Origin of the sequence: Gemmobacter lutimaris (assembly GCF_003570715.1) — a bacterium.
GTDB classification, from domain to species: Bacteria; Pseudomonadota; Alphaproteobacteria; order Rhodobacterales; family Rhodobacteraceae; genus Gemmobacter; species Gemmobacter lutimaris.
This window is the reverse complement of the sequence record NZ_QXXQ01000004.1, coordinates 221,528-245,856: the sequence shown is the minus strand read 5'-3', so window position 1 is coordinate 245,856 and position 24,329 is coordinate 221,528. Positions and strand designations below refer to the sequence as shown.

Annotated in this window: 24 protein-coding genes; 13 read left to right on the top strand and 11 right to left on the bottom strand. The window is 65.4% G+C overall.

What is annotated here, in order from left to right; translation table 11 throughout:
* The first annotated feature begins 62 nt into the window (after positions 1 to 62).
* Together clpA and D2N39_RS09525 are read left to right on the top strand one after the other, a co-directional pair.
* Entirely contained in the window at positions 63 to 2,384 is a 2,322-nt protein-coding gene (gene clpA, locus D2N39_RS09530) for an ATP-dependent Clp protease ATP-binding subunit ClpA (RefSeq protein WP_119134550.1), read from the top strand.
* Positions 2,381 to 3,328, top strand: a complete 948-nt coding sequence (locus D2N39_RS09525) for a M23 family metallopeptidase (RefSeq protein ID WP_119134549.1) — start codon at positions 2,381 to 2,383, stop codon at positions 3,326 to 3,328. The genes clpA and D2N39_RS09525 overlap by 4 nt, the downstream gene beginning before the upstream one ends.
* Here D2N39_RS09525 and D2N39_RS09520 read toward each other — a convergent pair.
* Positions 3,305 to 4,300, bottom strand: coding sequence for a DUF2125 domain-containing protein (locus tag D2N39_RS09520; protein WP_119134548.1), 996 nt, complete (start codon positions 4,298 to 4,300; stop codon positions 3,305 to 3,307). The genes D2N39_RS09525 and D2N39_RS09520 overlap by 24 nt on opposite strands.
* A 61-nt stretch (positions 4,301 to 4,361) precedes the next feature.
* On the opposite strand from D2N39_RS09520, the gene D2N39_RS09515 reads away from it, so the two are divergent.
* The 3 genes from D2N39_RS09515 to D2N39_RS09505 all read left to right on the top strand — a co-directional run bounded on the left by D2N39_RS09515 (position 4,362) and on the right by D2N39_RS09505 (position 7,715).
* On the top strand, positions 4,362 to 4,883 hold the full coding sequence (locus tag D2N39_RS09515) for a gamma-glutamylcyclotransferase (protein ID WP_119134547.1): 522 nt from the start codon (positions 4,362 to 4,364) through the stop codon (positions 4,881 to 4,883).
* A gap of 81 nt (positions 4,884 to 4,964) precedes the next feature.
* A complete protein-coding gene (locus tag D2N39_RS09510) occupies positions 4,965 to 6,128 on the top strand; it encodes a biopolymer transporter ExbB (RefSeq protein WP_119134546.1) in 1,164 nt (387 codons plus the stop codon).
* Positions 6,129 to 6,131: 3 nt separating this feature from the next.
* Complete coding sequence (locus D2N39_RS09505) at positions 6,132 to 7,715, top strand: peptidoglycan -binding protein (protein WP_119134545.1); 1,584 nt, start codon at positions 6,132 to 6,134, stop codon at positions 7,713 to 7,715.
* A gap of 3 nt (positions 7,716 to 7,718) precedes the next feature.
* Here the strand turns inward: D2N39_RS09505 and D2N39_RS09500 are convergent, their stop codons facing one another.
* The 8 genes from D2N39_RS09500 to D2N39_RS22845 all read right to left on the bottom strand — a co-directional run bounded on the left by D2N39_RS09500 (position 7,719) and on the right by D2N39_RS22845 (position 14,750).
* Positions 7,719 to 8,597 (bottom strand): extensin-like domain-containing protein, encoded by an 879-nt coding sequence (locus D2N39_RS09500; protein ID WP_119134544.1) that lies wholly within the window; start codon positions 8,595 to 8,597, stop codon positions 7,719 to 7,721.
* A complete protein-coding gene (locus D2N39_RS09495) occupies positions 8,594 to 9,532 on the bottom strand; it encodes a prephenate/arogenate dehydrogenase family protein (protein WP_119134543.1) in 939 nt (312 codons plus the stop codon). Before D2N39_RS09495 ends, D2N39_RS09500 begins: the two co-directional genes overlap by 4 nt.
* On the bottom strand, positions 9,529 to 10,614 hold the full coding sequence (hisC, locus tag D2N39_RS09490) for a histidinol-phosphate transaminase (RefSeq protein ID WP_119134542.1): 1,086 nt from the start codon (positions 10,612 to 10,614) through the stop codon (positions 9,529 to 9,531). Before hisC ends, D2N39_RS09495 begins: the two co-directional genes overlap by 4 nt.
* Positions 10,615 to 10,725: 111 nt before the next feature.
* A complete protein-coding gene (locus D2N39_RS09485; protein WP_119134541.1) occupies positions 10,726 to 11,262 on the bottom strand; it encodes a TIGR00645 family protein in 537 nt (178 codons plus the stop codon).
* A 115-nt stretch (positions 11,263 to 11,377) separates the two neighbouring features.
* A complete protein-coding gene (rpsD, locus tag D2N39_RS09480; RefSeq protein ID WP_119134540.1) occupies positions 11,378 to 11,998 on the bottom strand; it encodes a 30S ribosomal protein S4 in 621 nt (206 codons plus the stop codon).
* A 279-nt stretch (positions 11,999 to 12,277) separates the two neighbouring features.
* Positions 12,278 to 13,360, bottom strand: a complete 1,083-nt coding sequence (locus D2N39_RS09475) for a Hint domain-containing protein (RefSeq protein WP_119134539.1) — start codon at positions 13,358 to 13,360, stop codon at positions 12,278 to 12,280.
* A gap of 121 nt (positions 13,361 to 13,481) precedes the next feature.
* On the bottom strand, positions 13,482 to 14,393 hold the full coding sequence (locus D2N39_RS09470; protein ID WP_158589799.1) for a lipid A-modifier LpxR family protein: 912 nt from the start codon (positions 14,391 to 14,393) through the stop codon (positions 13,482 to 13,484).
* A 201-nt stretch (positions 14,394 to 14,594) separates the two neighbouring features.
* Positions 14,595 to 14,750: a hypothetical protein gene (locus D2N39_RS22845; protein ID WP_158589798.1), complete on the bottom strand. Its 156-nt coding sequence runs from the start codon at positions 14,748 to 14,750 to the stop codon at positions 14,595 to 14,597.
* A 30-nt stretch (positions 14,751 to 14,780) separates the two neighbouring features.
* On the opposite strand from D2N39_RS22845, the gene hemP reads away from it, so the two are divergent.
* The 8 genes from hemP to D2N39_RS09430 all read left to right on the top strand — a co-directional run bounded on the left by hemP (position 14,781) and on the right by D2N39_RS09430 (position 21,907).
* A complete protein-coding gene (hemP, locus tag D2N39_RS09465) occupies positions 14,781 to 14,951 on the top strand; it encodes a hemin uptake protein HemP (protein WP_407645548.1) in 171 nt (56 codons plus the stop codon).
* A gap of 11 nt (positions 14,952 to 14,962) precedes the next feature.
* Positions 14,963 to 16,216, top strand: coding sequence for an imelysin family protein (locus D2N39_RS09460; RefSeq protein WP_119134537.1), 1,254 nt, complete (start codon positions 14,963 to 14,965; stop codon positions 16,214 to 16,216).
* Between the two features lie 54 nt (positions 16,217 to 16,270).
* Positions 16,271 to 16,522 carry a (2Fe-2S)-binding protein gene (locus D2N39_RS09455; RefSeq protein ID WP_119134536.1) on the top strand — a complete coding sequence of 84 codons (252 nt, stop codon included), beginning with the start codon at positions 16,271 to 16,273 and terminating at the stop codon, positions 16,520 to 16,522.
* A 133-nt stretch (positions 16,523 to 16,655) separates the two neighbouring features.
* Positions 16,656 to 17,141: a bacterioferritin gene (bfr, locus tag D2N39_RS09450; RefSeq protein WP_119134535.1), complete on the top strand. Its 486-nt coding sequence runs from the start codon at positions 16,656 to 16,658 to the stop codon at positions 17,139 to 17,141.
* Positions 17,142 to 17,291: 150 nt separating this feature from the next.
* Complete coding sequence (locus tag D2N39_RS09445; RefSeq protein ID WP_119134534.1) at positions 17,292 to 18,806, top strand: di-heme oxidoreductase family protein; 1,515 nt, start codon at positions 17,292 to 17,294, stop codon at positions 18,804 to 18,806.
* Positions 18,806 to 19,765 (top strand): imelysin family protein, encoded by a 960-nt coding sequence (locus tag D2N39_RS09440; protein WP_119134533.1) that lies wholly within the window; start codon positions 18,806 to 18,808, stop codon positions 19,763 to 19,765. The genes D2N39_RS09445 and D2N39_RS09440 overlap by 1 nt, the downstream gene beginning before the upstream one ends.
* A gap of 4 nt (positions 19,766 to 19,769) precedes the next feature.
* Positions 19,770 to 20,840, top strand: a complete 1,071-nt coding sequence (locus tag D2N39_RS09435) for a DUF1513 domain-containing protein (RefSeq protein WP_119134532.1) — start codon at positions 19,770 to 19,772, stop codon at positions 20,838 to 20,840.
* Positions 20,841 to 20,938: 98 nt separating this feature from the next.
* Positions 20,939 to 21,907, top strand: coding sequence for a type I glyceraldehyde-3-phosphate dehydrogenase (locus tag D2N39_RS09430; RefSeq protein WP_119134531.1), 969 nt, complete (start codon positions 20,939 to 20,941; stop codon positions 21,905 to 21,907).
* Between the two features lie 76 nt (positions 21,908 to 21,983).
* On the opposite strand, the gene D2N39_RS09425 is transcribed toward D2N39_RS09430, so the two are convergent.
* Positions 21,984 to 23,297, bottom strand: coding sequence for an aspartate aminotransferase family protein (locus D2N39_RS09425; RefSeq protein ID WP_119134530.1), 1,314 nt, complete (start codon positions 23,295 to 23,297; stop codon positions 21,984 to 21,986).
* A gap of 10 nt (positions 23,298 to 23,307) precedes the next feature.
* Complete coding sequence (locus D2N39_RS09420; RefSeq protein ID WP_233557102.1) at positions 23,308 to 24,324, bottom strand: phosphotransferase; 1,017 nt, start codon at positions 24,322 to 24,324, stop codon at positions 23,308 to 23,310.
* Positions 24,325 to 24,329: the final 5 nt, after the last annotated feature.

The following is a 24,329-nucleotide window of genomic DNA, read 5'->3' as shown; positions in this document are numbered from 1 at the left end:
TATGAGGCCACGGTCGGACCGGGTGTCGCACCCTCCGGCCCGCAGGACAGGAGCACCGAACAGTGCCATCATTCTCGACCACACTCGAACAGGCCATCCATGCCGCCCTGGCGATTGCCAATGCGCGCCGTCACGAGCTGGCTACGCTGGAACACCTGCTGCTCGCCCTGATCGACGAGCCCGAGGCCGCCCGCGTGATGAAAGCCTGTTCGGTCGATCTGGACGACCTGCGCAAGACGCTCACCGATTTCATCGACGATGATCTTTCGACGCTGGTGACCTCGGTCGAAGGGTCCGAGGCGGTGCCGACCGCCGCTTTCCAGCGCGTGATCCAGCGCGCCGCGATCCATGTGCAAAGCTCCGGCCGCAGCGAGGTGACGGGGGCCAATGTGCTGGTCGCCATCTTCGCCGAACGGGAATCGAATGCCGCCTATTTCCTGCAAGAGCAGGACATGACCCGTTACGATGCGGTGAATTTCATCGCGCATGGCGTGGCAAAAGACCCGAGCTATGGCGAAAGCCGCCCGGTCAGCGGGTCGGAAGAGCATCAGCACGAAACGCCCAAGGGCGAGGCGGGCGAGGCGAAGGAATCCGCCCTGTCCAAATACTGCGTCGATCTGAATGTGAAGGCCCGGATGGGCGATGTGGACCCGCTGATCGGCCGCGAGGGCGAGGTGGAACGCTGCATTCAGGTGCTCTGCCGTCGCCGCAAGAACAACCCGCTGCTGGTGGGCGATCCGGGCGTCGGCAAGACCGCGATTGCCGAAGGTCTGGCCAAGAAGATCGTCGATGGCGAAACGCCGGAGATCCTTGCCCACGCCACGATCTACAGCCTCGACATGGGCGCGCTGCTGGCGGGCACCCGCTATCGCGGCGATTTCGAGGAGCGGCTGAAGGCCGTGGTGAAAGAGATGGAGGATCACCCCGACGCGATCCTGTTCATCGACGAGATCCACACCGTCATCGGTGCCGGCGCCACCTCGGGCGGGGCGATGGATGCCTCGAACCTGCTGAAACCCGCGCTTCAGGGCGGCAAGCTGCGCTGCATGGGCAGCACGACTTACAAGGAGTTTCGTCAGCACTTTGAAAAGGACCGCGCACTGAGCCGCCGGTTCCAGAAGATCGACGTGAACGAGCCTTCGGTCCCTGATGCCATCAAGATCCTGCAAGGGCTGAAGCCGCATTTCGAACAGCACCACGACCTGCGTTATACCAACGAGGCGATCAAGTCGGCGGTGGAACTGGCGGCGCGCTATATCAATGACCGCAAGCTGCCCGACAGCGCCATCGACGTGATCGACGAGGCGGGCGCGGCGCAGCATCTGGTCGCTGCCAACAAGCGGCGCAAGACCATCGGCATCCGGGAAATCGAGGCGGTGGTCGCCAAGATCGCCCGCATCCCGCCGAAAACCGTCTCGAAGGACGATGCCGAGGTGCTGCGCGATCTGGAAAAGACGCTCAAGCGTGTGGTGTTCGGGCAGGACAAGGCCATCGAGGCGCTGTCTGCCTCGATCAAACTGGCCCGGGCCGGTCTGCGCGAACCCGAAAAACCCATCGGCAACTACCTGTTCGCCGGCCCCACCGGCGTCGGCAAGACCGAGGTCGCCAAACAGCTTGCCAGCACGCTGGGGGTGGAACTGCTGCGCTTCGACATGTCGGAATACATGGAGAAACACGCGGTTTCCCGTCTGATCGGCGCCCCGCCCGGCTATGTTGGCTTCGATCAGGGCGGCATGCTGACCGATGGCGTGGACCAGCACCCGCATTGCGTGCTGCTGCTGGATGAGATCGAGAAGGCGCACCCGGATGTCTACAACATTCTGTTGCAGGTGATGGATCACGGCAAACTGACCGATCACAACGGACGGCAGGTCGATTTCCGCAATGTCATCCTGATCATGACGACCAACGCGGGTGCCTCGGACATGCAGCGCGCCGCCATCGGCTTTGGTCGCGACAAGCGGCAGGGTGAGGATACGGCGGCAATCGAGCGGACCTTCACGCCGGAGTTTCGCAACCGTCTGGACGCCGTGATCGCCTTCGCCTCGCTGACGAAAGAGACCATCATGCAGGTGGTCGAGAAATTCGTGCTGCAACTGGAAGCACAGCTCATGGATCGTAACGTCCATATCGAGCTTTCGGATGAAGCCGCGCGCTGGCTGGGCGACAAGGGCTATGACGACAAGATGGGCGCGCGTCCGCTGGGCCGGGTGATTCAGGAACATCTGAAGAAACCGCTTGCAGAGGAACTGCTGTTCGGCCGGTTGCAGAAGGGCGGCGTTGTCCGGGTGAAGGTGAAGGACGACAGGATCGACCTCATCATCGAAGAACCCGGCAAGCCGCAGTTGACCGGGCAGAAGCCCCCGCTGCTGACGGCGGAATGAAGGCGGCGCTTCTGGCGCTGCTGCTGGCCCCCGCTTCGGCGGGGGCTTTCGAGCTTGCCCAACCCATTGATTGCGCCTTGGGTGAAACCTGTTTCATCCAGCAATATACCGACCGTGATCCCGGCCCCGGTGCGCGGGACTTTACTTGCGGCTCCCTCGCCTATGACGGCCACAAGGGCACCGATTTCGCGGTGCCAGATGATGCCACGATGCAAGCCGGGATAACGGTGCGTGCCGCTGCCGCCGGGATGGTAAAGGGGGTGCGCGATGGCATGCCCGACATCCGCGTGACCGATCCGGCCGCCCCGGCGATGAACGGCCGCGATTGCGGTAACGGCGTGGTGATCGACCATGGTGACGGCTGGGAAACGCAATATTGCCATATGCGGCAAGGCTCGATCAGCGTGCGCAGCGGCGACCGGGTGGCGGAAGGCGACAGGCTGGGACTGGTCGGGCTGTCCGGCAATACCGAGTTTCCACATCTTCACCTGTCTGTCCGCCATGACGGTGCGGTTGTCGATCCCTTTGCCGCCGCAGATGCCACCCGATGCGGAGGCGCCGAGCCGGATCTCTGGCGCGACGACATCGCCTATCAGCCGGGCGGCTTCGTGGCCGCGGGCTTTGCCAACACCGTGCCGGATTACGCGGCGATCAACGCAGGCACCGTGCCCTCGCCCGGTGCACAGGCCCCTGCTCTGGTCTTCTGGGCCAATCTTTATGGCACGCGGGCGGGGGACAAGCTGCATCTGGTGCTGACCGGACCGGAGGGCGAAATCGCGGCGCAGGATGTGGCGCTTGACCGCACACAGGCCCGTGCCATGCGGGCCATTGGCCGCAAATTGCGCGGGGCTGGCTGGCCCGCCGGGAACTATGACGGCATCGCCACCTTGCAGCGTGACGGTCGGCAGATCGCCCGCATCTCAGCCCGGCTGACCCTGCCCTAGCATCGGTGCGAGCCCAAGTGGCAAGGGGCCAAGCATCATCCGCCCCGACTGCATGGCCAGCGGCAGGCTCAGCCGGTTGGCATCGCCGCCCTGATCGGCGAGGCTTGACAGCATCGACCGCAGCGCCACCTGAAACCGTTCCGGCACCAGCCCCGCCGCCTCGGCGGCCGCCAGCCCGGTTTGCCAGTTGTCCACCGTTAGGGTGATCAACCCCTCTGCACGGCCCTGCGGATCGGCAACCAGTTCGCCCGCCGCTTTCGCGCTGACCGGACCCCAGACCAGATTGGCCTCTGTCAGATTGACCTTGCGAACCACAGGCGGCACCGCGTTGCGCAGCGTAACAGGTGCTGCAAGCTGCACATCGGCCAGCAGGTCGATCCGCGAGATCTGCGCCGGCAGATCGGTTCCGGCAAGTGCGGCGGTCACGGCCTGATCCGGCACGATTTCCAGCCCCCTAACCGCAAGCTGCACCTGATCGCCCTCGCCCGCGATCAGCGACAGGTTGGCCGATCCCAGCGCCAGCGCCCAGCCCGCATCCGACCGCAGGCTGACCCCTTCAGCCATCGCATCAAGCCGGTCGAGCGGCAGGTCGGTCGAGGGTTCCATGAACAGCGACGCCCGCATGCGGGTAGAGCCGATGGTGACGCTTTGCCCCGGCAGGGTAACCACCTGATCTTCGGGCAGCGCCGCAATCAGCTTCCACGGGCTGTAGCTGAGCGAATAGACCTGCGCGAAGGGCGCCTGCCAGCCGATGCCCTGTGCCGGATCGAACAGCTTCGGTTCGGTCAGCGTCAGGTCAAACCGGCTGGGAAAACCCGCGACCGACAGGCCCTTCTGCTGCACCTGCCAGCCCCGCGCCTGCATCTGCGCCAGCGCCGCTTCGGCCCCGCGTTCGGCCGCGCGCGCGCCGACGAACCAGTAGCCGCCATAAAGCACCCCAGCCGCCAGAACGATCCCGATCAATGCCCGCATGGCCGCCCCTTTCCCTTGCCTCTCCCTCCGTCTACACCAGACAACGGAAGGAGAGCCAGAGATGTGGGTATTTGGTTACGGTTCGTTGATCTGGCATCCCGGCTTTCCGGTGGCCGAACAACGCATCGCGCGGGCGGAGGGATGGCATCGCAGCTTCTGCATGCGCTCGATCCATCATCGCGGCAGCGAGGCGGAGCCGGGTCTGGTGCTGGCGCTGGACCGGGCGGAAGACGCATACTGCATGGGCGTGGCCTTTCGGGTGGCAGAAGGCGCCGAGGCGGACACGCTTGCCGCACTGCGCGAACGCGAGCTGATTTCCTCGGCCTATCTGGAAACCCATGTGCCGGTGCACTGCGGCGGCGACAGTTTCGACTGTCTGACCTATGTGATCGACCCCGACCACATTCAATATTGCGGCGGGCTGGCGCTGGAGGAACAGGCGCGCATCATCGCCCATGCCACCGGAGGTCGCGGGCCGAACCGGGATTACCTGTGGAACACCGCACAGCATCTGGCCGATCTGGGAATTGCCGACCCCGATCTGGAATGGCTGTCGCAACGGGTGCGTGATCTGACCGCCTAAGTGCTTGGCAGCGCGGCGCCCTGCCCTTATCCTGCCCCGGAAAACCGCACAGCCCGGGCCAACCGGGAAAGGAACCGAGGCATGACCCGAGTAGCCCCGAGCGCCGCGCCCGTCTTCGCCCAGCCGATCCGGCAGGTCGTGCTGATGCTGATCGTGACCGGCCTAGTCGCAGCAGGCGCCTGGGTGATGCTGCCCACCCTGCGCGGGATCTTCGCCTCCAACCCGCTGCTGAACGGATTTATTGCCGCCGTGTTCCTGCTGGGGGTGCTGACCTGTTTCTGGCAGGTCTGGCAATTGGTGCAATCGGTCAACTGGCTGGATACTTTCGTGCAGGATCGCCCCGGTGCAGAACCCGGTGCCGCACCGCGTATCCTTGCGCCACTGGCCGCATTGCTGGGGCCGCGCACGGCCCGGATGCAGATTTCGGCCAGCTCCTCCCGCTCCATCCTCGATTCCGTGGCAACGCGGATCGACGAGGCGCGCGACATCACCCGTTATCTGGCCAACCTGCTGATTTTCCTTGGCCTTCTGGGCACGTTCTATGGCCTCGCCACCACCGTTCCCGCCATTGTCGAAACCATCCGCTCGCTCGCCCCGCAGGAAGGCGAAGGCAGTATGGAGATTTTCGGCAAGCTGATGGGCGGGCTGGAATCGCAGCTTGGCGGCATGGGCACGGCGTTTTCCTCGTCGCTGCTTGGCCTTGCCGGATCGCTGGTCATCGGGCTGCTGGAATTGTTCGCAGGCCATGGCCAGAACCGCTTCTACCGTGAACTGGAGGAATGGCTATCCTCGATCACCCGCATCGGGCTGGATGGTGCCGAGGGCGACACCGGCGGCATGGGCGCGCTGGCGCAGGTGCTGGATCATCTGGGCGAACAGATCGAAAGCCTTCAGATGCTGTTCACCCAGTCCGATGTCAGCCGGACGCTCGCGGATGAACGGCTGGGCGATCTGTCTGCCGCCGTCGCGCGCCTTGCCGCGCGGCTGGAGGAGGAAAGCACCCAGACCGCCGTGCTGACCCGCATCGCCGAGGGGCAGGACCGCATCGTCGCCGCGCTGACCTCGGAAACCGGGGGCGCGCATGTCGATGCTGAAAGCCGGATGCGGCTGCGCTCGATCGACGTGCAACTGCTGCGCATCCTTGAGGAAATCTCTGCCGGCCGGCAGGAAACCATTGCCGACCTGCGCGGGGATCTGGGCGCGCTGACGCAAGCGGTGCGGCAACTTCTGCGGGCACGGGGGTAGATCATGGCACTGTCGCGGCGCGGGTCTGTGCGGTCGGGCGACGGGATGATCTGGCCCGGCTTCGTCGATGCAGTGACGACGCTTTTGATGGTGCTGATGTTCGTGCTGACCATCTTCACCGTCATGCAATCGGTGCTGCGACAGGAAATCTCGACCCAGGACAATGAGTTGAACGCGCTGTCCGCGCAGGTGGCGCAACTGGCCGATGCGCTGGGTCTGGAACGTGCACGGGCCGATGGCTTGCAGGCCGAAATCGGCGGGCTGCGCTCGAACCTCAATGCCGCGCTGGCCAAGGGGGCGGAGCAGGAAAGCCTGATCGCCTCGCTGACCAGCCAGATTTCCGACAAGGAAAGCCAGCTCGCACAGGCGCAGGGCCGCATCGCCTCGTTCGAGGCGCAGGTGGCGAGCCTTCTGGCCGAACGCGATGCCGCACGGGGCGAGGCTGCGGCACTGACCGCCTCGGTCGAGGATCTGAAGGCGGCGCAGGCGAAACTGATGACGGAACAGGAAGCGCTGAACCTCGCGCTGGCGAAAGCGCGCGAGGAGGTGGATGCCCAGACAGAGGCCGCCCGCCTTGCCGCCGCCCGTGCAGATGCAGTGGAGGCGCTGGCCGCCAAGCTGCGGACCGAGAATGCCGAAACGGCCACAAAGCTGACTGACGCCGAGGCCGCGCGGCTGGTCGATCAGGCCGCGCTGGCGGAATTGCGCGACAAGCTGAAATCCTCGGATACCGAGTTGACCGCCATGACCCTTGCACTGGAAGAACAGCGCAGGAAGGCCGAAGAAACCTTGACCCTGCTAGCTGCGGCACAGGGGGTGGAAGCGGAAAAGGCCGATGCGCTGGCCACCGCGCGTGCCTTGCTGGCCGAGCAGGAAGGCAAATCGGCCGAGGCCGAGCGCCGCGTTGCCCTGCTGAACGAACAGATCGCGGCGCTGCGCACGCAACTGGGCAGCCTTCAGGCCCTGCTGGACGCGGCGGAATCCCGCGATGCCGAGGCCAAGGTGCAGTTGGAAAACCTTGGCGGTCAGCTCAACTCCGCTTTGGCGCAGGTTGCGGCGGAACAGAAGCGGCGGGCGGAACTGGAAGAGGCAGAACGCAAGCGGCTGGAGGCTGAGAAGCTGGATCTGGAGAAATTCCGGTCAGAATTCTTCGGCCAGTTGCGGCAGGTTCTGGCCGGGCGCGAGGGTGTGCGTATCGTAGGCGACCGTTTCGTCTTTTCGTCCGAGGTGCTGTTCAACCCCGGTTCCGCCGATCTGGCCCCGGAGGGGCGACGCCAGATCGCAGGCGTGGTGCAGACGCTGAACGAGATCGCGGCCGATATTCCGCAGGGCATCGACTGGATCATCCGCGTTGACGGCCACACTGACAATGTGCCGCTGTCCGGTCAGGGCGAATTCAAGGACAACTGGGAACTGAGCCAGGCGCGCGCCCTGTCGGTGGTGCGTTTCATGCAGGATACGCTGGGCTTCCCGCCCAACCGTCTGGCCGCAACCGGCTTTGGCGAATGGCAGCCGGTGGCACCCGGCGACAGTGCGGAAGATCGGGCGCAGAACCGGCGGATCGAATTGAAGCTGACCGAACGCTGAGGATCAGCGGCAATAGGCGCCGCTGCGATAGCGCGCGACGTCGAAATGCAGGTGATCTTCGTGATGCCCGTCTGATCCGGGGCCTAGCGTGGTGCCGAAGATGCCGCAGGCTGCCTTGTGCGCCGCCTTCATGCCCTTGGATTTGTAATAGCCACCGGCGACGTTGATCCGGGTGCCGTTGGCCAGCACCAGACCGCCAATGTCCAGCGCCCGCCCCTTGCCATGTTCGCTGATCTTGTTGCCGCGGATGCTGTTGCGCGGGCGGCAGGAATAGCTGCCGGCGATCTGCAACTGCACCACCGGGGTCTTGCCGAACTGCGGCTGCAAGCCCCGCTCGATCCATTTCTTGGCGGCCTTGGCGGTATCGCAGGTAATGGTCGCGGGCTGGCTGAATTTCACGCCGGAGATGCTGGTCACCTTCACCGGGTCGGCGATGCCGCAGCCCTTGACGCGGCTGACGACGGGGGCCAGCACCTCACCGCGAATATCGGGGTCACCACAGACCGAGCCCTTCTTGCCGCGCAGGCTTTTCTTGTCCTGCGGCACCCGCACCAGTGCGGCTTTCTCGATAACGGCCTGCCCCTTCACCAATCCGGCCGGGCGGGCGCGGGGGCGCAGCATCGGCGCGACGGCGGGTGCCTGCGCCAGTTGCGGCGCGGCTTCGGGCTGCGGTTCCGGCACGGCCAGCACCACGGGGCGCGGTCTGGGCCGGAACAGCGCCAGAGGGCTGATAGCATTGGCTGTGGAAACGGTGGTCACCAGATCCGTGGGAACGGCAGCCACGGGGCGCGGTTTCGGCAGCGGCGAAGATTTCAGCCCCTCGGCCCCTGCCCCATGGGCAATAGCCGCAAAAGCCAAAGCCAGCGCCAGCGTGCGTTTCATCCGTCCCGTCCCCCCGAGGGCGGTTGACCCCGCCCGAAATCCGGCGCGGACGTATCCTGCCCCGCCTCGATAATTCCCCGACGGATCGCGCGCGTCCGGGTGAAATAGGCGTGCAGATGATCGCCATCCCCCAGACGGATCGCCCGTTGCAGCGCGAAAAGCTCTTCGGTGAACCGTCCGAGTATTTCCAACGTGGCATCCTTGTTCGTCAAGAACACATCGCGCCACATGGTCGGGTCACTGGCGGCAATCCGCGTAAAGTCGCGGAAACCCGCCGCCGAATACTGGATCACCTCGCTGTCGGTAACGCGGGCAAGGTCATCGGCCACACCCACCATCGTATAGGCGATCAGGTGCGGCGTATGGCTGACGACCGCCAGCACCACATCGTGATGCGGCGCATCCATCGTATCGACCTTGGCGCCGAATCCTTCGACCAGCGACCGAAAGCGCGCCAGCGCCACGGGGTCATGCCCCTCCAGCGGGGTCAGCAACCACCAGCGGTTGCGAAACAGCGTAGCGAAGCCCGAACGCGGACCGGAATATTCGGTCCCCGCCATAGGGTGACCGGGGATGAAATGCACATCCTCGGGGATATGCGGGCGCACGGCGTCAATCACCGCCTGTTTCACAGAGCCGACATCGGTCACCGTCGCGCCGGGGGAAAGATGCGGGCCGATCTCGGCCGCGATGGCGCCCATAGCACCCACCGGCACCGCCAGCACCACCAGATCGGCACCTTCCACCGCCTCGGCCGCCGTGGCGGCGGCGCGGTCGATAAAGCCGATCTCCAGCGCCGTGGCGCGGCTTTCGGCGGATTTGGCGTAACCCACGATCTCGGCCGCCAATCGACCGGCCTTCATCGCATGCGCCATGGACGAGGCGATCAGCCCCAGCCCGATCAGCGCCACCCGGTTGTAGATGGGGGCTGTCATTTCAGCCCCTTGAACTGCCCCACCGCATGCGCGATCCGGCGGCACGATGCCTCGTCCCCCACGGTGATGCGCAGGCAATGCGGCAGGTTGTAGGAGGCCACACGCCGCACAATCAGCCCCTGCCCTTGCAGGAATTCATCGCAGGCCTCGGCCTCTTCGGTGCTGGCAAAGCGCGCCAGCACGAAATTCGCCATCGAGGTATCCGAAGGCACGCCGACCTCGGCCAGTGCTTCGGCCAGCCAGTGCCGCAGCCGTGCATTCTCGGCCCGGCACTTGGCAACGTAATCCTGATCGCGCACCGCCGCCTCGGCGGTTTCAAGCTGGGTATTCGACAGGTTGAACGGGCCACGGATGCGGTTCAGCACGTCGATGATCGCCTGCGGACCATAGCCCCAGCCGATGCGCAACCCGCCCAGACCGTAGATCTTTGAAAAGGTCCGCGTCATCACGACGTTCTGCATCGCCTCGACAAGGCTCAGCCCGGCGTCGAAACCTTCGACATATTCGGCATAGGCGCCGTCCAGCACAAGAATGGCCTGCGGCGGCAGGCCACGCGCCAGCCGCGCCACCTCGCCCGCCGAGATCATCGTGCCGGTGGGGTTGTTCGGATTGGCGATGAACACAAGCTTCGTGCGTTTCGTGCAAGCCGCCAACAGCGCATCGACATCGGTGGTGCGCTCGCGCTCCGCCACCTCGACCGGGGTGGCCCCTGCCGCCATGGCCGAGATTTTGTACATCAGGAAGCCGTGCTCGGTATAAAGCACCTCATCCCCCGGCCCGGCATAGGCCTGGCACAGGAAATGGATGATCTCGTCCGAGCCGACGCCGCAGATGATGCGCCCGGCATCCAGACGGTGTGTATCGGCAATCGCCTGACGCAGCGCAGCGTGATCGGTGGACGGATAACGGTGAAGCTGATGCACCGACTTGGCGAAAGCCTCTTTCGTCTTGTCCGAAGGCCCGAACGGGTTTTCGTTCGAGCTGAGTTTCACCACATTGGCCACGCCAGACACATGGGCCTTGCCGCCTTGGTAAAGGGCAATATCCATGATACCGGGTTGCGGGCGGATGGCGTCGTTCATCGCTGGCTCCATTGTCTGCCGACCGGGTTTAGCGGGCGGCAGAAAGCAATGCCAGCGCGATATGCGTCCTTCGGGACGAAAGGGCCGCCTTCGCGGCCCCCGATGCCGGGTTCAGTGCTTTGAAGTGCGGGCGGCGAGCCAGTCCATCAGCGCCAGCAGCACGCCAGAGACCACAAAGGTCAGGTGAATCGTCACCAGCCAGAACAGCTTGTCGGTATCCAGCCCCGTGCCCGCGCTTTTGCCGATCTCCATGAACACCTTCAGCAGATGGATACCGGAAATCGCCACGATCGAGGCGATCAGCTTCATCTTCAGCCCCGAAAAATCGACCTTGCCCATCCAGCTTGGCCGGTCGCGGGCATCGCCCAGATCCAGCTTGGACACGAAATTCTCATAGCCCGAGAACAGCACGATCAGCAGAAGATTGGCCGCCAGCGACAGGTCAATCAGCGTCAGAATGGCCAGAATCGCCTGATCTGCCGTCAGCGTGAAGGTCTTGGCTGCGTAATAAACCAACTCTTTGGTGAAGACGATGGTCAGCATGGCGAGGCTGATGACCAGCCCCAGATACATTGGCGCCATCAGCCAGCGCGAGGCGAACAGCCCCTGTTCGAACTTGGCCTCAAGCGAATTCTTGTCGGTCGTCATGCGCGGTTTCCTGTCCCGTTTTTCTCCTGCCCCGCGCGCGAGATAGGGATGGCAGGCACAAAAGAAAAGGGCCTGCGCGCGGCAGGCCCTTCCCAAGCACAAGTCCCGCGAAGGATCAGTTCTTCGCGTAGTATTCGACGACGAGGTTCGGCTCCATCACGACCGGATAGGGCACGTCCGACAGGGCCGGGGTGCGCACGAATTTCGCGGTCATCTTCGAGTGATCCACTTCCAGATAGTCCGGCACGTCACGCTCGGTCAGCGCCACGGCTTCCAGCACAACGGCCAGTTGCTTGGACTTCTGACGCACTTCGATCACATCGCCTTCCTTGCAGCGATACGACGCGATGTTCACGCGCTGGCCGTTCACGGTCACATGGCCGTGGTTCACGAACTGGCGGGCGGCAAAGACGGTCGGCACGAACTTGGCGCGATATACGATCGCGTCCAGACGACGCTCCAGCAGGCCGACGAGGTTTTCACCCGTGTCGCCCTTCACACGCTCGGCTTCGGCATAGATGCGGCGGAACTGCTTTTCGGTCAGGTCGCCGTAGTAACCTTTCAGCTTCTGCTTGGCGCGCAGCTGGGTGCCGAAGTCGGACAGCTTGCCCTTGCGGCGCTGGCCGTGCTGGCCCGGACCGTATTCGCGCTTGTTGATCGGGGATTTGGAACGGCCCCAGATGTTCTCGCCCATGCGGCGGTCGATCTTGTACTTGGCAGCGGTGCGTTTGGTCATCGCTGATCTCCTTCTTTGTTGGCTCCCTTGGCCTGTCCGAAATCCGGTTCCCACACCTCGGATCTCGGGCAGCAGATGCCGCGCGGTTTCCGATCTGTCGTTGCCGGCCCGTCTAGGCGTCGGGCGAGAAGGGCGTTGTCCTTTCCCCCTTGCCCTTGCGGGTTTCAGGGGCGACAGGCATCCCCTTGCGGGGGCCACCAACACCAATGAAAAGCCCCGCAATCGCTTGCGGGACCGGGCGCTTATACAGCGCAAAACGGGGCTGTCAACAGGCGCGGATCACGCCGCCATGTCATGCCGCAGAATCGCGGCCTCCGAGGCGGAAAGGTTGCGCCTTGCATAGTCGCCATAGCGTTCGGGATTGGCCTCCACCTCGGGCATCAGCGCCAGCAGGCTGGCACGGCTGTCCGGGCTGAGCGTTTCCAGCGCGGTATTGGCCGGATGGAAGCTTTCCGTCTCCATCCCGTTGGCAAAGACGATGTTATGCCCCTCCAGCAGCAGATGCACATAGGTCACCTCGCGCAATGCGTGATCCACCAGGACGCTGTGATCGTTCAGCAGATCCGCGGCGGCCACCAGAACCTCGTCGCTGTTGAACAATGCCCGTGCTGCGGCTCCCTTAACCAGCATCCGGTGCTGGGGCGAGACCAGCAGGTCATCCTCGGGTCGGCCAGTGCCGAAGGCCCCCGCGCGAAAGCGCACCGGCCGCAGATGCGGCATGGCATAAAGCCGGGCGCCGGTCATCCGGCGGCTGCCGGTCCAGAGGATCTCCTGCGCGCCATTGTCGCGGGTCTGCACCCGGTCGCCGGGGCGCAGGTGCTGGATCAGGCGCGGGCCATCGGGCGTGGCAATGCGGGTATCGGGGGTAAAACAGATCACCCCGGACGCCTGCCGCGCCGCTGCCCCGGATTGCGTCCGGTCAATCGAGGTCCGCACCACCCACAGATCGCGGTCGGCCGGGGGAAGGTCGTCCACGAACATGGCCAGCGTGCTGCCGGTATCGGGCACGGAAATCAGCGTGACGCACCACGATTGCAGCCCGTCGGTCACCACGATCCCCTGTTCAGGGTCGGTATCCGCGTCATCCGGCGCCGCAAGATGCGCCGCGCGTTCCTCCAGGCTGGCGCTCAGCGATGCGCCGATCAGGCGGCGCACCATGCGCGCCGCACGTTTGCGGATGTCGGCCATGTTCTCGGCCGCATCCAGAACAAGCACCGACTGCGGGCCATCCACCCGCACCGGCGCGCCGGTCCAGCGCCAGGAGGCGCCCACCGCCAGCATTTCGGGCGTGGCAGCCCGGATGCCATCTGTTTCTGTCTGCGACCAAGAAATGACGAACGTGCCCCGAGAGCCCGTTTTCATGCCTGTCTGCCTGCTCGTTTTATTTTTATGCAAACAGGTTAACAGGCCGAATCAGCCTTGGCTATGTCAAATCGGCAACAATCCGCCCGTTAAACGCATATTTCCGAGTATATGCGAACAGTTAGAAGCGGAGGTTCACACGCATGGAACCGACGACCTGCCCTTCGGGCTGGGTATCATATTCCTTGCCCAGCCAGGTGACGCCATAGAAGGCGGCGGCGCGCTTGCCCTGCCAGTGGACGCCCGCCCGCAACCGGCTGCGGCTGTCAGCCAGAGCGGCGCTACCACCGGACGGCAGATACTGGCTGTCGAACATCCGCGCCACATCGCCGCCCAGCGTCAGGCTGAAGCCCTGCGCCACGTCACGCTCAATCCCCAGTGCGCGCTGGCCGGTCACCGCATCGCGCGCGAACAGCCCGCCGCGTCCGAAATCGCCCAGCACCATATCGCCGCCCACGCGGACGAAGCTTTCCACCCCGGCCTGCGCCTCGACAAAGGGGCGCACTGTCAGACGGTCAGACAGGGTGAAAGTGCGGCCGATCTCGGCCTCCAGAGTCGGGTGGAAACCGTCGGGGATCTGGCTGTCCAGCACGGTCGGCCGGTCGAAGCCGAACATCTTGTGAATCTCGCGCTGAAAGCGCCCGACGCCGGTCTGCGGTCCGGTGATGACCAGCTCCATGCCAACGCGGGTTTCAAAGCCACCCATGTCGAAATGCGTGGCGATACCCGGAGCGATGACGCCGACATAGCGGCGGTCCGGGGTCGGATTGGTCAGCGATTCCGGTGCAATGATCTCGGCGCGCAGCCGCACTTCCAGCAATTCGCCAAACGTTGCGGGCAGGCTGCCATCCCAGCGATCCGCGCGGAAGCGGCTGACGCTGTAAGACCCCGTGCGCCAGCGGTCTTTGGTGTCACCGATCGCGTCATTGTTGAAGATCCGCGCGAAACCAAGGGTCACACGCTCCTGCGCGGTGGCGGAATGTCCGAAAAGTGAAAAGGCCGCGAGTGCTGCGGCAAGGAGTGCCTGTTTCATGTCTTGTCCGTAACCCGGCCCCCCAGCCTGCACCATTCGTAGCAACATCATCCGCCGCGCGATAGTGCAAGCTTGCAACAGCCAGAAGCAGAGCGCGCGTCCCGGCCGTTTCGGGCGACCGAAAAACCAAGTGAAAGAATCAGACTTTACAAAGCCGAGTCATTTTGTCACCTTAACAGCATCCAAGCCAACCCCCTCGGGTCAGCCCGGATGCCCTGCGCAGACCGCTGCAACACCCGAGGTCCAGATGAAAGCGAATGTCCCCGGCCCTTTGGCCGAACCCAGACCCGAACCGCTGGTGATCGAACTGATCCGCCAGTCGTTGAACGGGCTGATCCCCACGTCGTCGGACCTCATGGCCCTTTTCGACCGGATGGAGATGCCTCGATGAACATGCAAGTCGATCCCCGCACCCTGATGTCCCTGCCCACCGACACCACACCCAGCCATGATGCCCTTGCCCTGACAGCGGGCGGCAATCTGGCGCGGATCGTGCTGCACGGTCAGGTCTATTCGCTGCGCATCACGCGGGCGGGAAAACTGATCCTCACCAAATAACGGACCCCGGAATGAAACGCATCCTTCTGCCCGCCCTCCTCTCGACCGCCGCGATGCCCGCCTTCGCGGTGACCGAAGCCGAGGTCGTCAAGACCTATGCCGATATTGCGCAGGCAGGCTATGGCGACAGCCTTGCCACCGCGAAGGCGCTGCAAACATCGGTGGATGCGCTGATTGCCGCCCCGTCGGAGGCCACGCTCCAGGCCGCGCGCGAGGCCTGGCTTGCCGCCCGCGTGCCCTATCAGCAGACCGAGGCCTTCCGCTTCGGCAACCCTGTCGTGGATGACTGGGAGGGCCGGGTGAATGCCTGGCCGCTGGACGAGGGGCTGATCGACTATGTCGATCCGGGGTATGGCCAGTCCGAGGAAAACCCGCTGTCCACGCTGAACGTCATCGCCACACCGAACTTCAGCATCGGCAGCACCGAAGTGGACGCAACCGCGATCACCCCCGCGCTGATCAAGGAAACCCTGCACGAAGCCGACGGGATCGAGGCCAATGTCGCCTCGGGCTATCACGCCATCGAATTCATGCTCTGGGGGCAGGACCTGAACGGCACCGGGCCGGGTGCGGGCAACCGCCCCTACACCGATTACCTTGTCGGCGACGGCTGCACCGGCGGCAATTGCGACCGGCGGGGTGCCTATCTGAAAGCCGCGACGGACCTTCTGGTGGCGGATCTGGAGGAAATGGCGGGCAACTGGGCCGAGGGTGGTGCCGCGCGTGCCGTCGTGACCGACGATCCGGCCAAGGGGGTGCAGGCCATTCTGATGGGCATGGGCTCTCTGTCTTATGGCGAGCTGGCGGGCGAGCGGATAAAGCTGGGCCTGATGCTGAACGACCCCGAGGAAGAGCATGATTGCTTCTCGGACAACACCCATAACAGCCACTACTATGATGGTGTCGGCATCCGGAACGTCTATCTTGCCAGCTATACCCGCCCTGACGGCAGCACCGTCTCTGGCCCCTCGCTGTCGGAACTGGTGGCGGAAAAGGATGGCGCGCTGGATACCGAACTGCGGGCGCGGCTCGACGCCTCGGTCGAGGCCTTGGGCGCGGTCAAGGTGGCGGCCGAGGGCGGTTTTGCCTATGACCAGATGCTCGCTCCGGGCGACAAGAAGGGCGAGGCGCTGATCATGGGCGCGGTCGATGCACTGGTGACCCAGACCGCCTCGATCGAGCGCGTTGTGCGGCTTCTGGGCATCGCGGGCACCGAATTCGAAGGCTCCGACAGCCTCGACAATCCCGACTCTGTCTTCCAGTGACCCCAAGGGGCGCGGCTTCCCCGCCGCGCCCTCCCCTTTCCGGGCGAGGCCGCCATGATCATCTGCCACTGCATGAACATCACCGATCACGAGATCCGCGCCGCCGTGGACTGGATGCGCGCCGCCGATCCCGAAACCATCGTGACGCCGGGCAAGATCTATCATGCCCTTGGCAAACGCGCCGATTGCGGCGGCTGCATGCCGCTGCTGCTGGAGACGATGCGCACTTGCGGCAGTTTCGGCGTGGCCGACAAACCCGCCCACCCGCCTGTGCTGACCGCGATGCGTCAGCGACGGATCGGCTGATCTTCGCAGGTTATTAGAATGATTCTAAAATCATCCCGCCGCCCCATGGACAGCCAGCGGGGTGTAACCTACCATTTCCCGCAGACGAAGCCCGTCGGGGCTGCAATTCCCCGCGCAACGAAGAGGAAACCCCATGAAAGGCGACGCAAAGGTCATCGAATATCTCAATGCCGCGCTGCGGTCGGAACTGACGGCTGTCAGCCAGTATTGGTTGCATTACCGGCTTCAGGAAGATTGGGGCTTCGGCCATCTGGCCGACAAGTCGCGGGCCGAAAGCATCGAGGAAATGCACCACGCCGACCGTCTGATCGCGCGGATCATCTTCCTTGAAGGCCATCCGAACCTGCAAAAGCTCGATCCCCTGCGCATCGGGCAGACCGTGAAGGAAACACTCGAATGCGATCTGGCGGGCGAACATGACGCCCGCACCCTGTATATCGAGGCGCGCAAGCATTGCGATGCGGTGGGTGATTTCGTCAGCCGCGCCCTGTTCGATGCGCTGATCGCCGACGAGGAAGGCCATATTGACTTCCTTGAAACCCAGCTTGGCCTTTACGAGAAACTGGGAGAAGAGAAATACGGGCTGCTGAACGCCAAACCGGCCAGTCAGGCGGAATGAGCGGCAGGCGGGGCCTACAGGCCCCGCCCCTTCACAGGAAAGTGTCAGCGTCAGAGGCTTGACGCGGTGCCGTGTGAAAACACCGCATTGCGCGCAGCAAAAACTCCCGATAAAAAAACTCGGGATACGCCCTGACGCATCGGCACTCACATGACCTACCGCCTCGCTTTCACGGCTGCACTTCTGCTTGCAGCCCCCGCCATGGCCCAGACGCTTGACGACCGGCACCTGCCCGTCCTCCCGCGCACTCCGGCCGAAGCCGCCCGCATCGCCCGCGTGCTTGCGCCCCCCACCGATTTCAGTGCGCCCGAGAAGTTCGAGGCAAAACCCGGCGGCGCCGCGACCACCCGCGCCATCGCCACCGCCGATGCCTTTTCGCAAAGCTCGGAAAACATGCCCTTCGGCCGCGAGATGGATTTCAAGCTGGGCAACGGGCTGTTCCGCAAGACATGGGTTGCGGCGCCTTCGTCCACCAAGGCCAGCGACGGGCTGGGGCCATTCTACAACGCCCGCGCCTGTCAGGACTGCCATATCAAGGACGGTCGCGGCCATACACCCGAGGGCGCGGACGAGCCGCGGGTGTCGATCTTCCTGCGGCTGTCGGTGCCCGGCGGCGATCCGGTGCCTGCCATCGCCGATTATATCGCCACAAGCCCCGAACCCACCTATGGCGGCCAGTTGCAGGATTTCGCCGCCCCCGGCCTGACGCCCGAGGGACGCATGGGCATCGACTGGCGCGAAGAGCCGGTGACGCTGGCCGATGGCGCCGTGGTTTCCCTGCGCCACCCGACCTATCGCTTCGAGGCCCCCGCCAACGGCCCGCTGGCCCCGGACATCCAGCTTTCGCCGCGCGTGGCGCCACAGATGATCGGCCTCGGCCTGCTGGAGGCGATTCCGGCGGCTGACATCCTTGCCCATGCCGACCCAGAGGATGCTGATGGCGATGGCATCTCGGGCCGCCCGAATATCGTGATGAGTGCGGAATATGGCGTACCGATGCTGGGCCGTTTCGGCCACAAGGCCGGTGCGCCGACGATCAAGGAACAAAGCGCCGGGGCCTTCGCAGGCGATATGGGCCTCTCGACGCCGCTGCATCCCGATCCATGGGGCGATTGCACCGCCGCGCAAACCGTTTGCCGCGAGGCGCCGCACGGGCAGGAGCCGGGTATCCGCGACGGGCTGGAGGTCGATGCGCAAAGCCTTGATCTGGTGACCTTCTATTCCCGCAACCTTGCCGTGCCGGAACGGCGCGGGCTGGACGATCCGCAAATCCTGCGCGGGAAAGAGATCTTCCATCAGGCGCAATGCGCCGCCTGCCATGTGCCGAAGTTCGTGACCAACCGACTGAAGAACCAGCCGGAGCAAAGCTTCCAGCTGATCTGGCCCTTCACCGACCTGTTGCTGCATGACATGGGTGAGGGTCTGGCCGACAACCGCCCGGAAGGCCGCGCCACCGGCCGCGAATGGCGCACCGCACCGCTATGGGGCATCGGGCTGACCGAACAGGTTTCCGGCCACAGCCAGTTCCTGCATGATGGCCGCGCGCGTTCGGTGCTGGAGGCGATCCTCTGGCACGGCGGCGAGGCTGGCGCCGCGCGCGACACAGTCGTCAACCTTCCCACCGGGGACCGCGAGGCCCTCATCGCCTATCTGGAGAGCCTGTGATGATCCGTCTCTGCCTGTCTGCCCTGCTGCTGACCGCCGCCCTGCCCGCCCATGCCGATGTGGCCGAGGCGGTGACGAAACACGCTCTGCCCGGCTATGCCCGTTTCGCCGAAACGACGGCTGCGCTGGCCGCGCTGGACACCTGCGAGGCGGAACCGCTGCGCGCCGCATGGAACACGGCGTTCGACGCATGGCTCGGTGTGGCGCATCTGCGGCTTGGCCCGGTCGAGGATCAGGGCCGCGCGCTGGCCATAGCCTTCTGGCCCGACCCCAAGGGGCTGGGCCAGAAACAGCAACGCGCCTTGCTGGAGGCTGCCGATCCCGCCACCCTGACCCCGGATCACATGGCCGAACTTTCTGTCGCGGCCCGCGGATTCTTCGCGCTGGAACGGCTGCTGTGGCCCGCTGATACGCCTGAAGGCGATTATGCCTGCGCCCTGACCCATGCCACCGCGCAGGATCTGGCGCGGATGGCGGCCGAGATAGATGCCGAATGGCGGGACGGATTTGCTGCCACGCTGACAGCCCCCGGACCACAGGGCCGTTATCTGGACGTGAACGAGACCCGACAGGCGCTTTTCACCGCGCTGATTACCGGGATCGAGTTCAATGCCGACAGCCGGGTGGGCCGCCCGCTGGGCACACTGGACCGCCCCCGCCCTGAACGCGCTGAAGCGCGGGCCTCGGGCCGCAGCCTGCATAACATCACCCGGTCGCTACTGGCGTTGCGCGATCTGGCCCATGCGCTGCACGATCCGTTGCCGCAGACCGACGCCGCCTTTGACCGCGCGCTGCATCAGGTGGGCAAGGTCGATCTGGCAAAGCTGGACGATCCGGGGATGTGGCTGAAGGCCGAGATTCTGGAAGAAAACATCAAGGCCATTGCCGATGCAGCCCAGATGGAACTGGCACCCGCGCTGGGATCGTCGATCGGCTTCAACGCGGCCGACGGGGATTGATCCGATGCACCGCCGTTCTTTCCTTGCGACCCTCGCCGCTGCGGCTGCCACACCCCGGCTCAGTTGGGCCGATGCGGGCAGCCCCGCCTATCTGGCCGCCGCGCGCCTGCCCGATGACAGCTATGCGCTGCATGGGTTGACCGTTGCGGGCGAAAGCCTGTTCGGCCTGCCGATGCCCGCGCGCGGTCATGCCGCCACCGCCCATCCCGAACGGCCGCTGGCCGTGGCCTTCGCCCGCCGCCCCGGCACCTTCGCACTGGTGATCGACTGCGCCCGCGGGATCGAAACTGCGCGGCTGACCCCGCCCGAAGGACGGCAGTTCAACGGTCATGGCACGTTTTCTGCCGATGGCGCCGTGCTTTACACCTCCGAGGTGATCGCCGAAGGCTCAGAAGGCCGGATCGGCCTGTGGGACAGCGATACCTGGCAGCGCATCGGCGAGATGCCGACGCATGGCATCGGCCCGCATGACATCCGCCGCCTGCCGATGTCGGATGATCTTCTGGTCGCCAATGGCGGCATCCAGACTGACCCGACCGACCGCACCAAGCTGAACCTTGACACGATGCGCCCGAACCTCGCACGCATCGCGCCCGATGGCAGCCTGATGGCGCGGGCCGAACTGCCCGAGGGGCTGCACCAGAACTCCACCCGCCATCTGGCGCTTTTGCCTGATGGCAGGGCCGCCTGCGCAATGCAGTGGGAGGGCGACGCAGCCGAGACCCCGCCGCTTCTGGCGCTGTGGGCAGAGGGCGCGCTGGCGGCCTGTCCGGTGCCCGAGACCGAGGCGCTGACCATGCAGAATTACGCCGGGTCCATCGCGCATAGCGCCAAGACGGGCGAGATTGCCATTACCTCGCCGCGCGGCGGGGCGGTGCAGGTCTTTGCCGCCGACGGCCGCTTCAAGGCCAGTTTCCGCCGCGCAGATGCCTGCGGCATCGCGGCCGGGCCGGGCGGATTCATCGTCACCGACGGCAATGGCGCGGTGCTGGCGCTGGATGCCGCAGGCTTCCGGCCACTGGCGAAACATGCGCTGAACTGGGACAACCACCTGATTGCGCTGGAACGCGCCTGAAAGGCACAAGGCCGGGATGCAAGATATGATCAAATGATCCCCTTGCATCCCGCCCCGCCGCGTGTTCATCCTCTGCCCGCAACAGGCGGGAGGCGCGGATGCGAGTCTTCATCAACGGTTTTGGCCGGATCGGGCGGTCGGTGCTGCGCGCCTGGGCAAAAGGCGCGGGAACCGGGATCGAGATTGTCGGGATCAACGACATCGCAGCCCCCGAAATGTGCGCCTATCTCTTTGAATATGACAGCGTCTTTGGCCCCTACCCCGGCCATGTGGCGCTGGAGCCCGGTGCGCTGGTGATCGACGGGCGCGCGATCCCGCTGCACCGCACGCCGGACATTTCCAGCCTTGATCTGTTCGGCGCCGATCTGGTGATGGAATGCACCGGCCGCGCCGACAATCGCGAGGTGGCGGAGCGCGGCTTGAAGGCCGGCGCGCGGCGGGTCTTGATTTCCGGCCCCTCGAAAGCCGCCGACCTGACGCTGGTTCTCGGCGCCAATGATGCGGCGCTGGCGGATCAGGCAATCGTGTCGAACGCCTCCTGCACCACCAATGCGCTGGCGCCGCTGGCGCGGCTGATCCATGCGCATTGGGGCATCGTCACCGGGTCAATGACCACCATCCACTGCTATACCGGTAGCCAGCCCACGGTGGACGCGCCCGCCGCCGATTTCGCGCGGTCGCGCGCAGCGGCGCTGAGCATGGTGCCCACCACGACATCCGCGCAACGGCTGGTTGATCTGGTGCTGCCCGATCTGGCGGGGCGGCTGGAAGGCTCGGCCGTGCGGGTGCCGACGGCCAGCGTTTCGGCGGTGGATCTGTGCGTGATGACCGAACGCCCCGCGACTGTGGAGGCGGTGAATGCGGCCTTCCGCGAAGCAGGCGGCGTGATCGGGGCGACCGACCGGCCGCTGGTGTCCACCGATCTGCGGGCGCGGGCGGAAAGCATTGTCATGGCCTGCCCGGAAACCCGCGTTACGCGCGGCGGGATGCTGCGGGTCTTTGGCTGGTATGACAATGAATGGGGCTTTTCCAACCGGATGCTGGATGTCGCGCGGCTGATGGGCTGAAGGCGCGTGGGCAGGAGGGTGCGGACCGGGGCGCTGCCCCGGACCCCGGAGTATTTTGGCAAGAAGCAAATGGAGTTCAGCTGAGGCCGCGCAGCACGCGCTCCATCCGGTCGAGGAAGAAGGCCACGTTTTCGGGGCTGAAGGTCAGCGGCGGGCGGATCTTCAGCACATGGCCCTGCGGGCCGGTGGCGGAGATCAGCACGCCCTCGTCGCGCAAGCCATTGACGATGCGGGCCGCGCGGGCCGCATCGGGGGCGCCGTCGGCCACGATGTCGAGGCCGAGGAACAGGCCGGCCGCGCGTAGCTCGCCCAGGGCCGCGTGATCTTTGGCAAGGCTTTGCAGGCCTTCGGCGAACAGCGCGCCGGTGGTGCGGGCGTTTACGATCAGGCCTTCCTCCTCGATCACGTCCAGCACGGCACTGGCGACGGCAGCCGCGACGGCATTGCCGCCGAAGGTGTTGAAATAACGCGCATGGCCGGCGAATTCGGCGACGACCTCGGGCCGGACGGCAAGGCCCGCGACGGGGTAGCCATTGCCCATCGGCTTGCCCATCGACACCATGTCAGGCACCACGCCATGCCGGGCAAAGCCCCACATCCCGGCGCCGGTGCGGCCAAAGCCGGGCTGCACCTCATCGGCGATGAACAGGCCACCGGCGGCGCGGATCGCCTCGACGGCCGGGGCAAGGCTGCCGGGCGGGTCGGCGAAAATGCCGTCGGACGAGAAGATGGTGTCGACGATCAGCGCGGCGGGACGGATGCCATGGCGGGCGAGATCGGCAATAGCTGTCTGGACGGCCTGCGCGAAGCCCGCGCCGACGTCAGGGCCAAGGCGGCGCGGATCGGGCGGCGGCACCACGCGGACATGGGCGCCCAACGGCACCCCCGCCCCCAGCGAGGGCGAGAATTCGGCCACATTCTGCGTCACGCCGTGATAGGCGTTTTCGGTGACGATGATGCCGGTGCCCCCGGTATGTGCCCGCGCAATGCGCAGCGCGAGGTCATTGGCCTCGGACCCGGTGCAGGTGAACATCATATGGCCCAGCGCCGCAGGCATGGTGGCCAGCAGGCGTTCGGCAAGGGTCAGCACGGTGTCGTGCAGGTATCGGGTGTGGCTGGCGAAAAGCGCCGCCTGATCGGCCATGGCGGCCACGATACGCGGATGGCAATGACCGCAGGAGGCGACATTGTTGTAGGTATCCAGATACTTGCGGCCCTGCGCATCGTGCAGCCAGACGCCCTCGCCCCGCACCAGATGCAGCGGGTGTTCGTAGAACAGCCGATAAGCCGGGCCAAGCGCCGCCTGCCGGCGCGCGACCAGCGCGGCTTCCTCGGGCGGCAGGTCGACCGCACCGGGGCGGAAGGCATTGGGCATGGTTTCGCGGGTCATTCTGGCCTCGTCAGTCAGGGCACGGCAGGGCCAGAAGACCCGCCCGCGCGCCGGGGAAATTGCGCAGGATATAGGGGGCATTGCCGGGCTGCCGCGCGGCGCGGTGGCTGGTGATGGCCAGCGTCGTGACCATGCGGATCGCGGTCAGGTCGCGCAGCAGCGCCGCCTCGTCGGGTGACAGCGGCAGAATGCTGGCCCAGCCTTCAGCGACCTGCGCAATCGAGCTTTCGGCATCGGCAGGGTCAAGCTGATAGGCCGCAGCCACCGCCAGATCGCAGATGCGCGGGGTAAAAACCATATCGCCGAAATCCAGCACGCCGGAGATGCGGGCGGGATCGTCGGGCACGGTCAGCACGTTATGCGGGTTAAGATCGGCATGCACCACCTGCCACGGCAGACCAGGCAGGCGCGGCGCGACATGCGTATCAAAACGGTCGAGCCAGCGGGTGCAAAGCGCGCGCAGATCCGCATCGGCGATGGCTGGCAACAGCGGGCGCAGGCGACTGGCGTGTTTGATGTCCCATTGCAGCACATGCCGGGCAGCGGGGTGGTCAAAGCCTTCCAGCGCGCGGGTCAGGCCCGCGGCCATGGTGCCCATCGCCCGCCGCAGCGCGGCTGAAGGCGCGGCACGGTGCATCGGCACACCCTCGACCCAAGAGAGCAACCGCATCCGGTTGCCGCCTTCCAGCAAGACACTTGCCGCACCCGCGCGGGTGCGGATCGCGCGCGGCACCGGCAGGCCGGGATCGCGCGCGGCGATATGGTCGAGCGCGAGGGTCTGGAATTCGGTGACACCCGCATCCTCGGCCGCGTTCACCACCTTCAGAACGAAATCGCCCTGCCCCGTGCGGAGGCGGAAATTCAGGTCACGCTCCGATGTCAGCGGCTCCAGCCTGCCGTCGATCCCCCAATGTGCGGCAACTGCCGCAAGACACTCCGCCTCGGTCAGGGCCGGGGGGGGCACGTTCAGGATCGGGCCAAGCGGATCGTCGGGGGCGGGCATCTGCGTCATGGCGCTACGGAACATGAAAA

Coding starts and splice junctions, on each gene's coding strand:
- hisC (WP_119134542.1), bottom strand. CDS start 10,614: ATGAACGACGCCATCCGCCCGCAACCCGGTATCATGGATATTGCCCTT.
- D2N39_RS09425 (WP_119134530.1), bottom strand. CDS start 23,297: ATGACCCGCGAAACCATGCCCAATGCCTTCCGCCCCGGTGCGGTCGAC.
- bfr (WP_119134535.1), top strand. CDS start 16,656: ATGAAAGGCGACGCAAAGGTCATCGAATATCTCAATGCCGCGCTGCGG.
- D2N39_RS09455 (WP_119134536.1), top strand. CDS start 16,271: ATGATCATCTGCCACTGCATGAACATCACCGATCACGAGATCCGCGCC.
- D2N39_RS09495 (WP_119134543.1), bottom strand. CDS start 9,532: ATGACAGCCCCCATCTACAACCGGGTGGCGCTGATCGGGCTGGGGCTG.
- D2N39_RS09520 (WP_119134548.1), bottom strand. CDS start 4,300: ATGCGGGCATTGATCGGGATCGTTCTGGCGGCTGGGGTGCTTTATGGC.
- D2N39_RS09420 (WP_233557102.1), bottom strand. CDS start 24,324: ATGTTCCGTAGCGCCATGACGCAGATGCCCGCCCCCGACGATCCGCTT.
- D2N39_RS09440 (WP_119134533.1), top strand. CDS start 18,806: ATGATCCGTCTCTGCCTGTCTGCCCTGCTGCTGACCGCCGCCCTGCCC.
- D2N39_RS09515 (WP_119134547.1), top strand. CDS start 4,362: ATGTGGGTATTTGGTTACGGTTCGTTGATCTGGCATCCCGGCTTTCCG.
- rpsD (WP_119134540.1), bottom strand. CDS start 11,998: ATGACCAAACGCACCGCTGCCAAGTACAAGATCGACCGCCGCATGGGC.
- D2N39_RS09475 (WP_119134539.1), bottom strand. CDS start 13,360: ATGAAAACGGGCTCTCGGGGCACGTTCGTCATTTCTTGGTCGCAGACA.
- D2N39_RS09485 (WP_119134541.1), bottom strand. CDS start 11,262: ATGACGACCGACAAGAATTCGCTTGAGGCCAAGTTCGAACAGGGGCTG.
- D2N39_RS09500 (WP_119134544.1), bottom strand. CDS start 8,597: ATGAAACGCACGCTGGCGCTGGCTTTGGCTTTTGCGGCTATTGCCCAT.
- hemP (WP_407645548.1), top strand. CDS start 14,781: ATGAACATGCAAGTCGATCCCCGCACCCTGATGTCCCTGCCCACCGAC.
- D2N39_RS22845 (WP_158589798.1), bottom strand. CDS start 14,750: ATGAGGTCCGACGACGTGGGGATCAGCCCGTTCAACGACTGGCGGATC.
- D2N39_RS09435 (WP_119134532.1), top strand. CDS start 19,770: ATGCACCGCCGTTCTTTCCTTGCGACCCTCGCCGCTGCGGCTGCCACA.
- D2N39_RS09525 (WP_119134549.1), top strand. CDS start 2,381: ATGAAGGCGGCGCTTCTGGCGCTGCTGCTGGCCCCCGCTTCGGCGGGG.
- D2N39_RS09445 (WP_119134534.1), top strand. CDS start 17,292: ATGACCTACCGCCTCGCTTTCACGGCTGCACTTCTGCTTGCAGCCCCC.
- D2N39_RS09510 (WP_119134546.1), top strand. CDS start 4,965: ATGACCCGAGTAGCCCCGAGCGCCGCGCCCGTCTTCGCCCAGCCGATC.
- D2N39_RS09470 (WP_158589799.1), bottom strand. CDS start 14,393: ATGAAACAGGCACTCCTTGCCGCAGCACTCGCGGCCTTTTCACTTTTC.
- D2N39_RS09430 (WP_119134531.1), top strand. CDS start 20,939: ATGCGAGTCTTCATCAACGGTTTTGGCCGGATCGGGCGGTCGGTGCTG.
- D2N39_RS09460 (WP_119134537.1), top strand. CDS start 14,963: ATGAAACGCATCCTTCTGCCCGCCCTCCTCTCGACCGCCGCGATGCCC.
- D2N39_RS09505 (WP_119134545.1), top strand. CDS start 6,132: ATGGCACTGTCGCGGCGCGGGTCTGTGCGGTCGGGCGACGGGATGATC.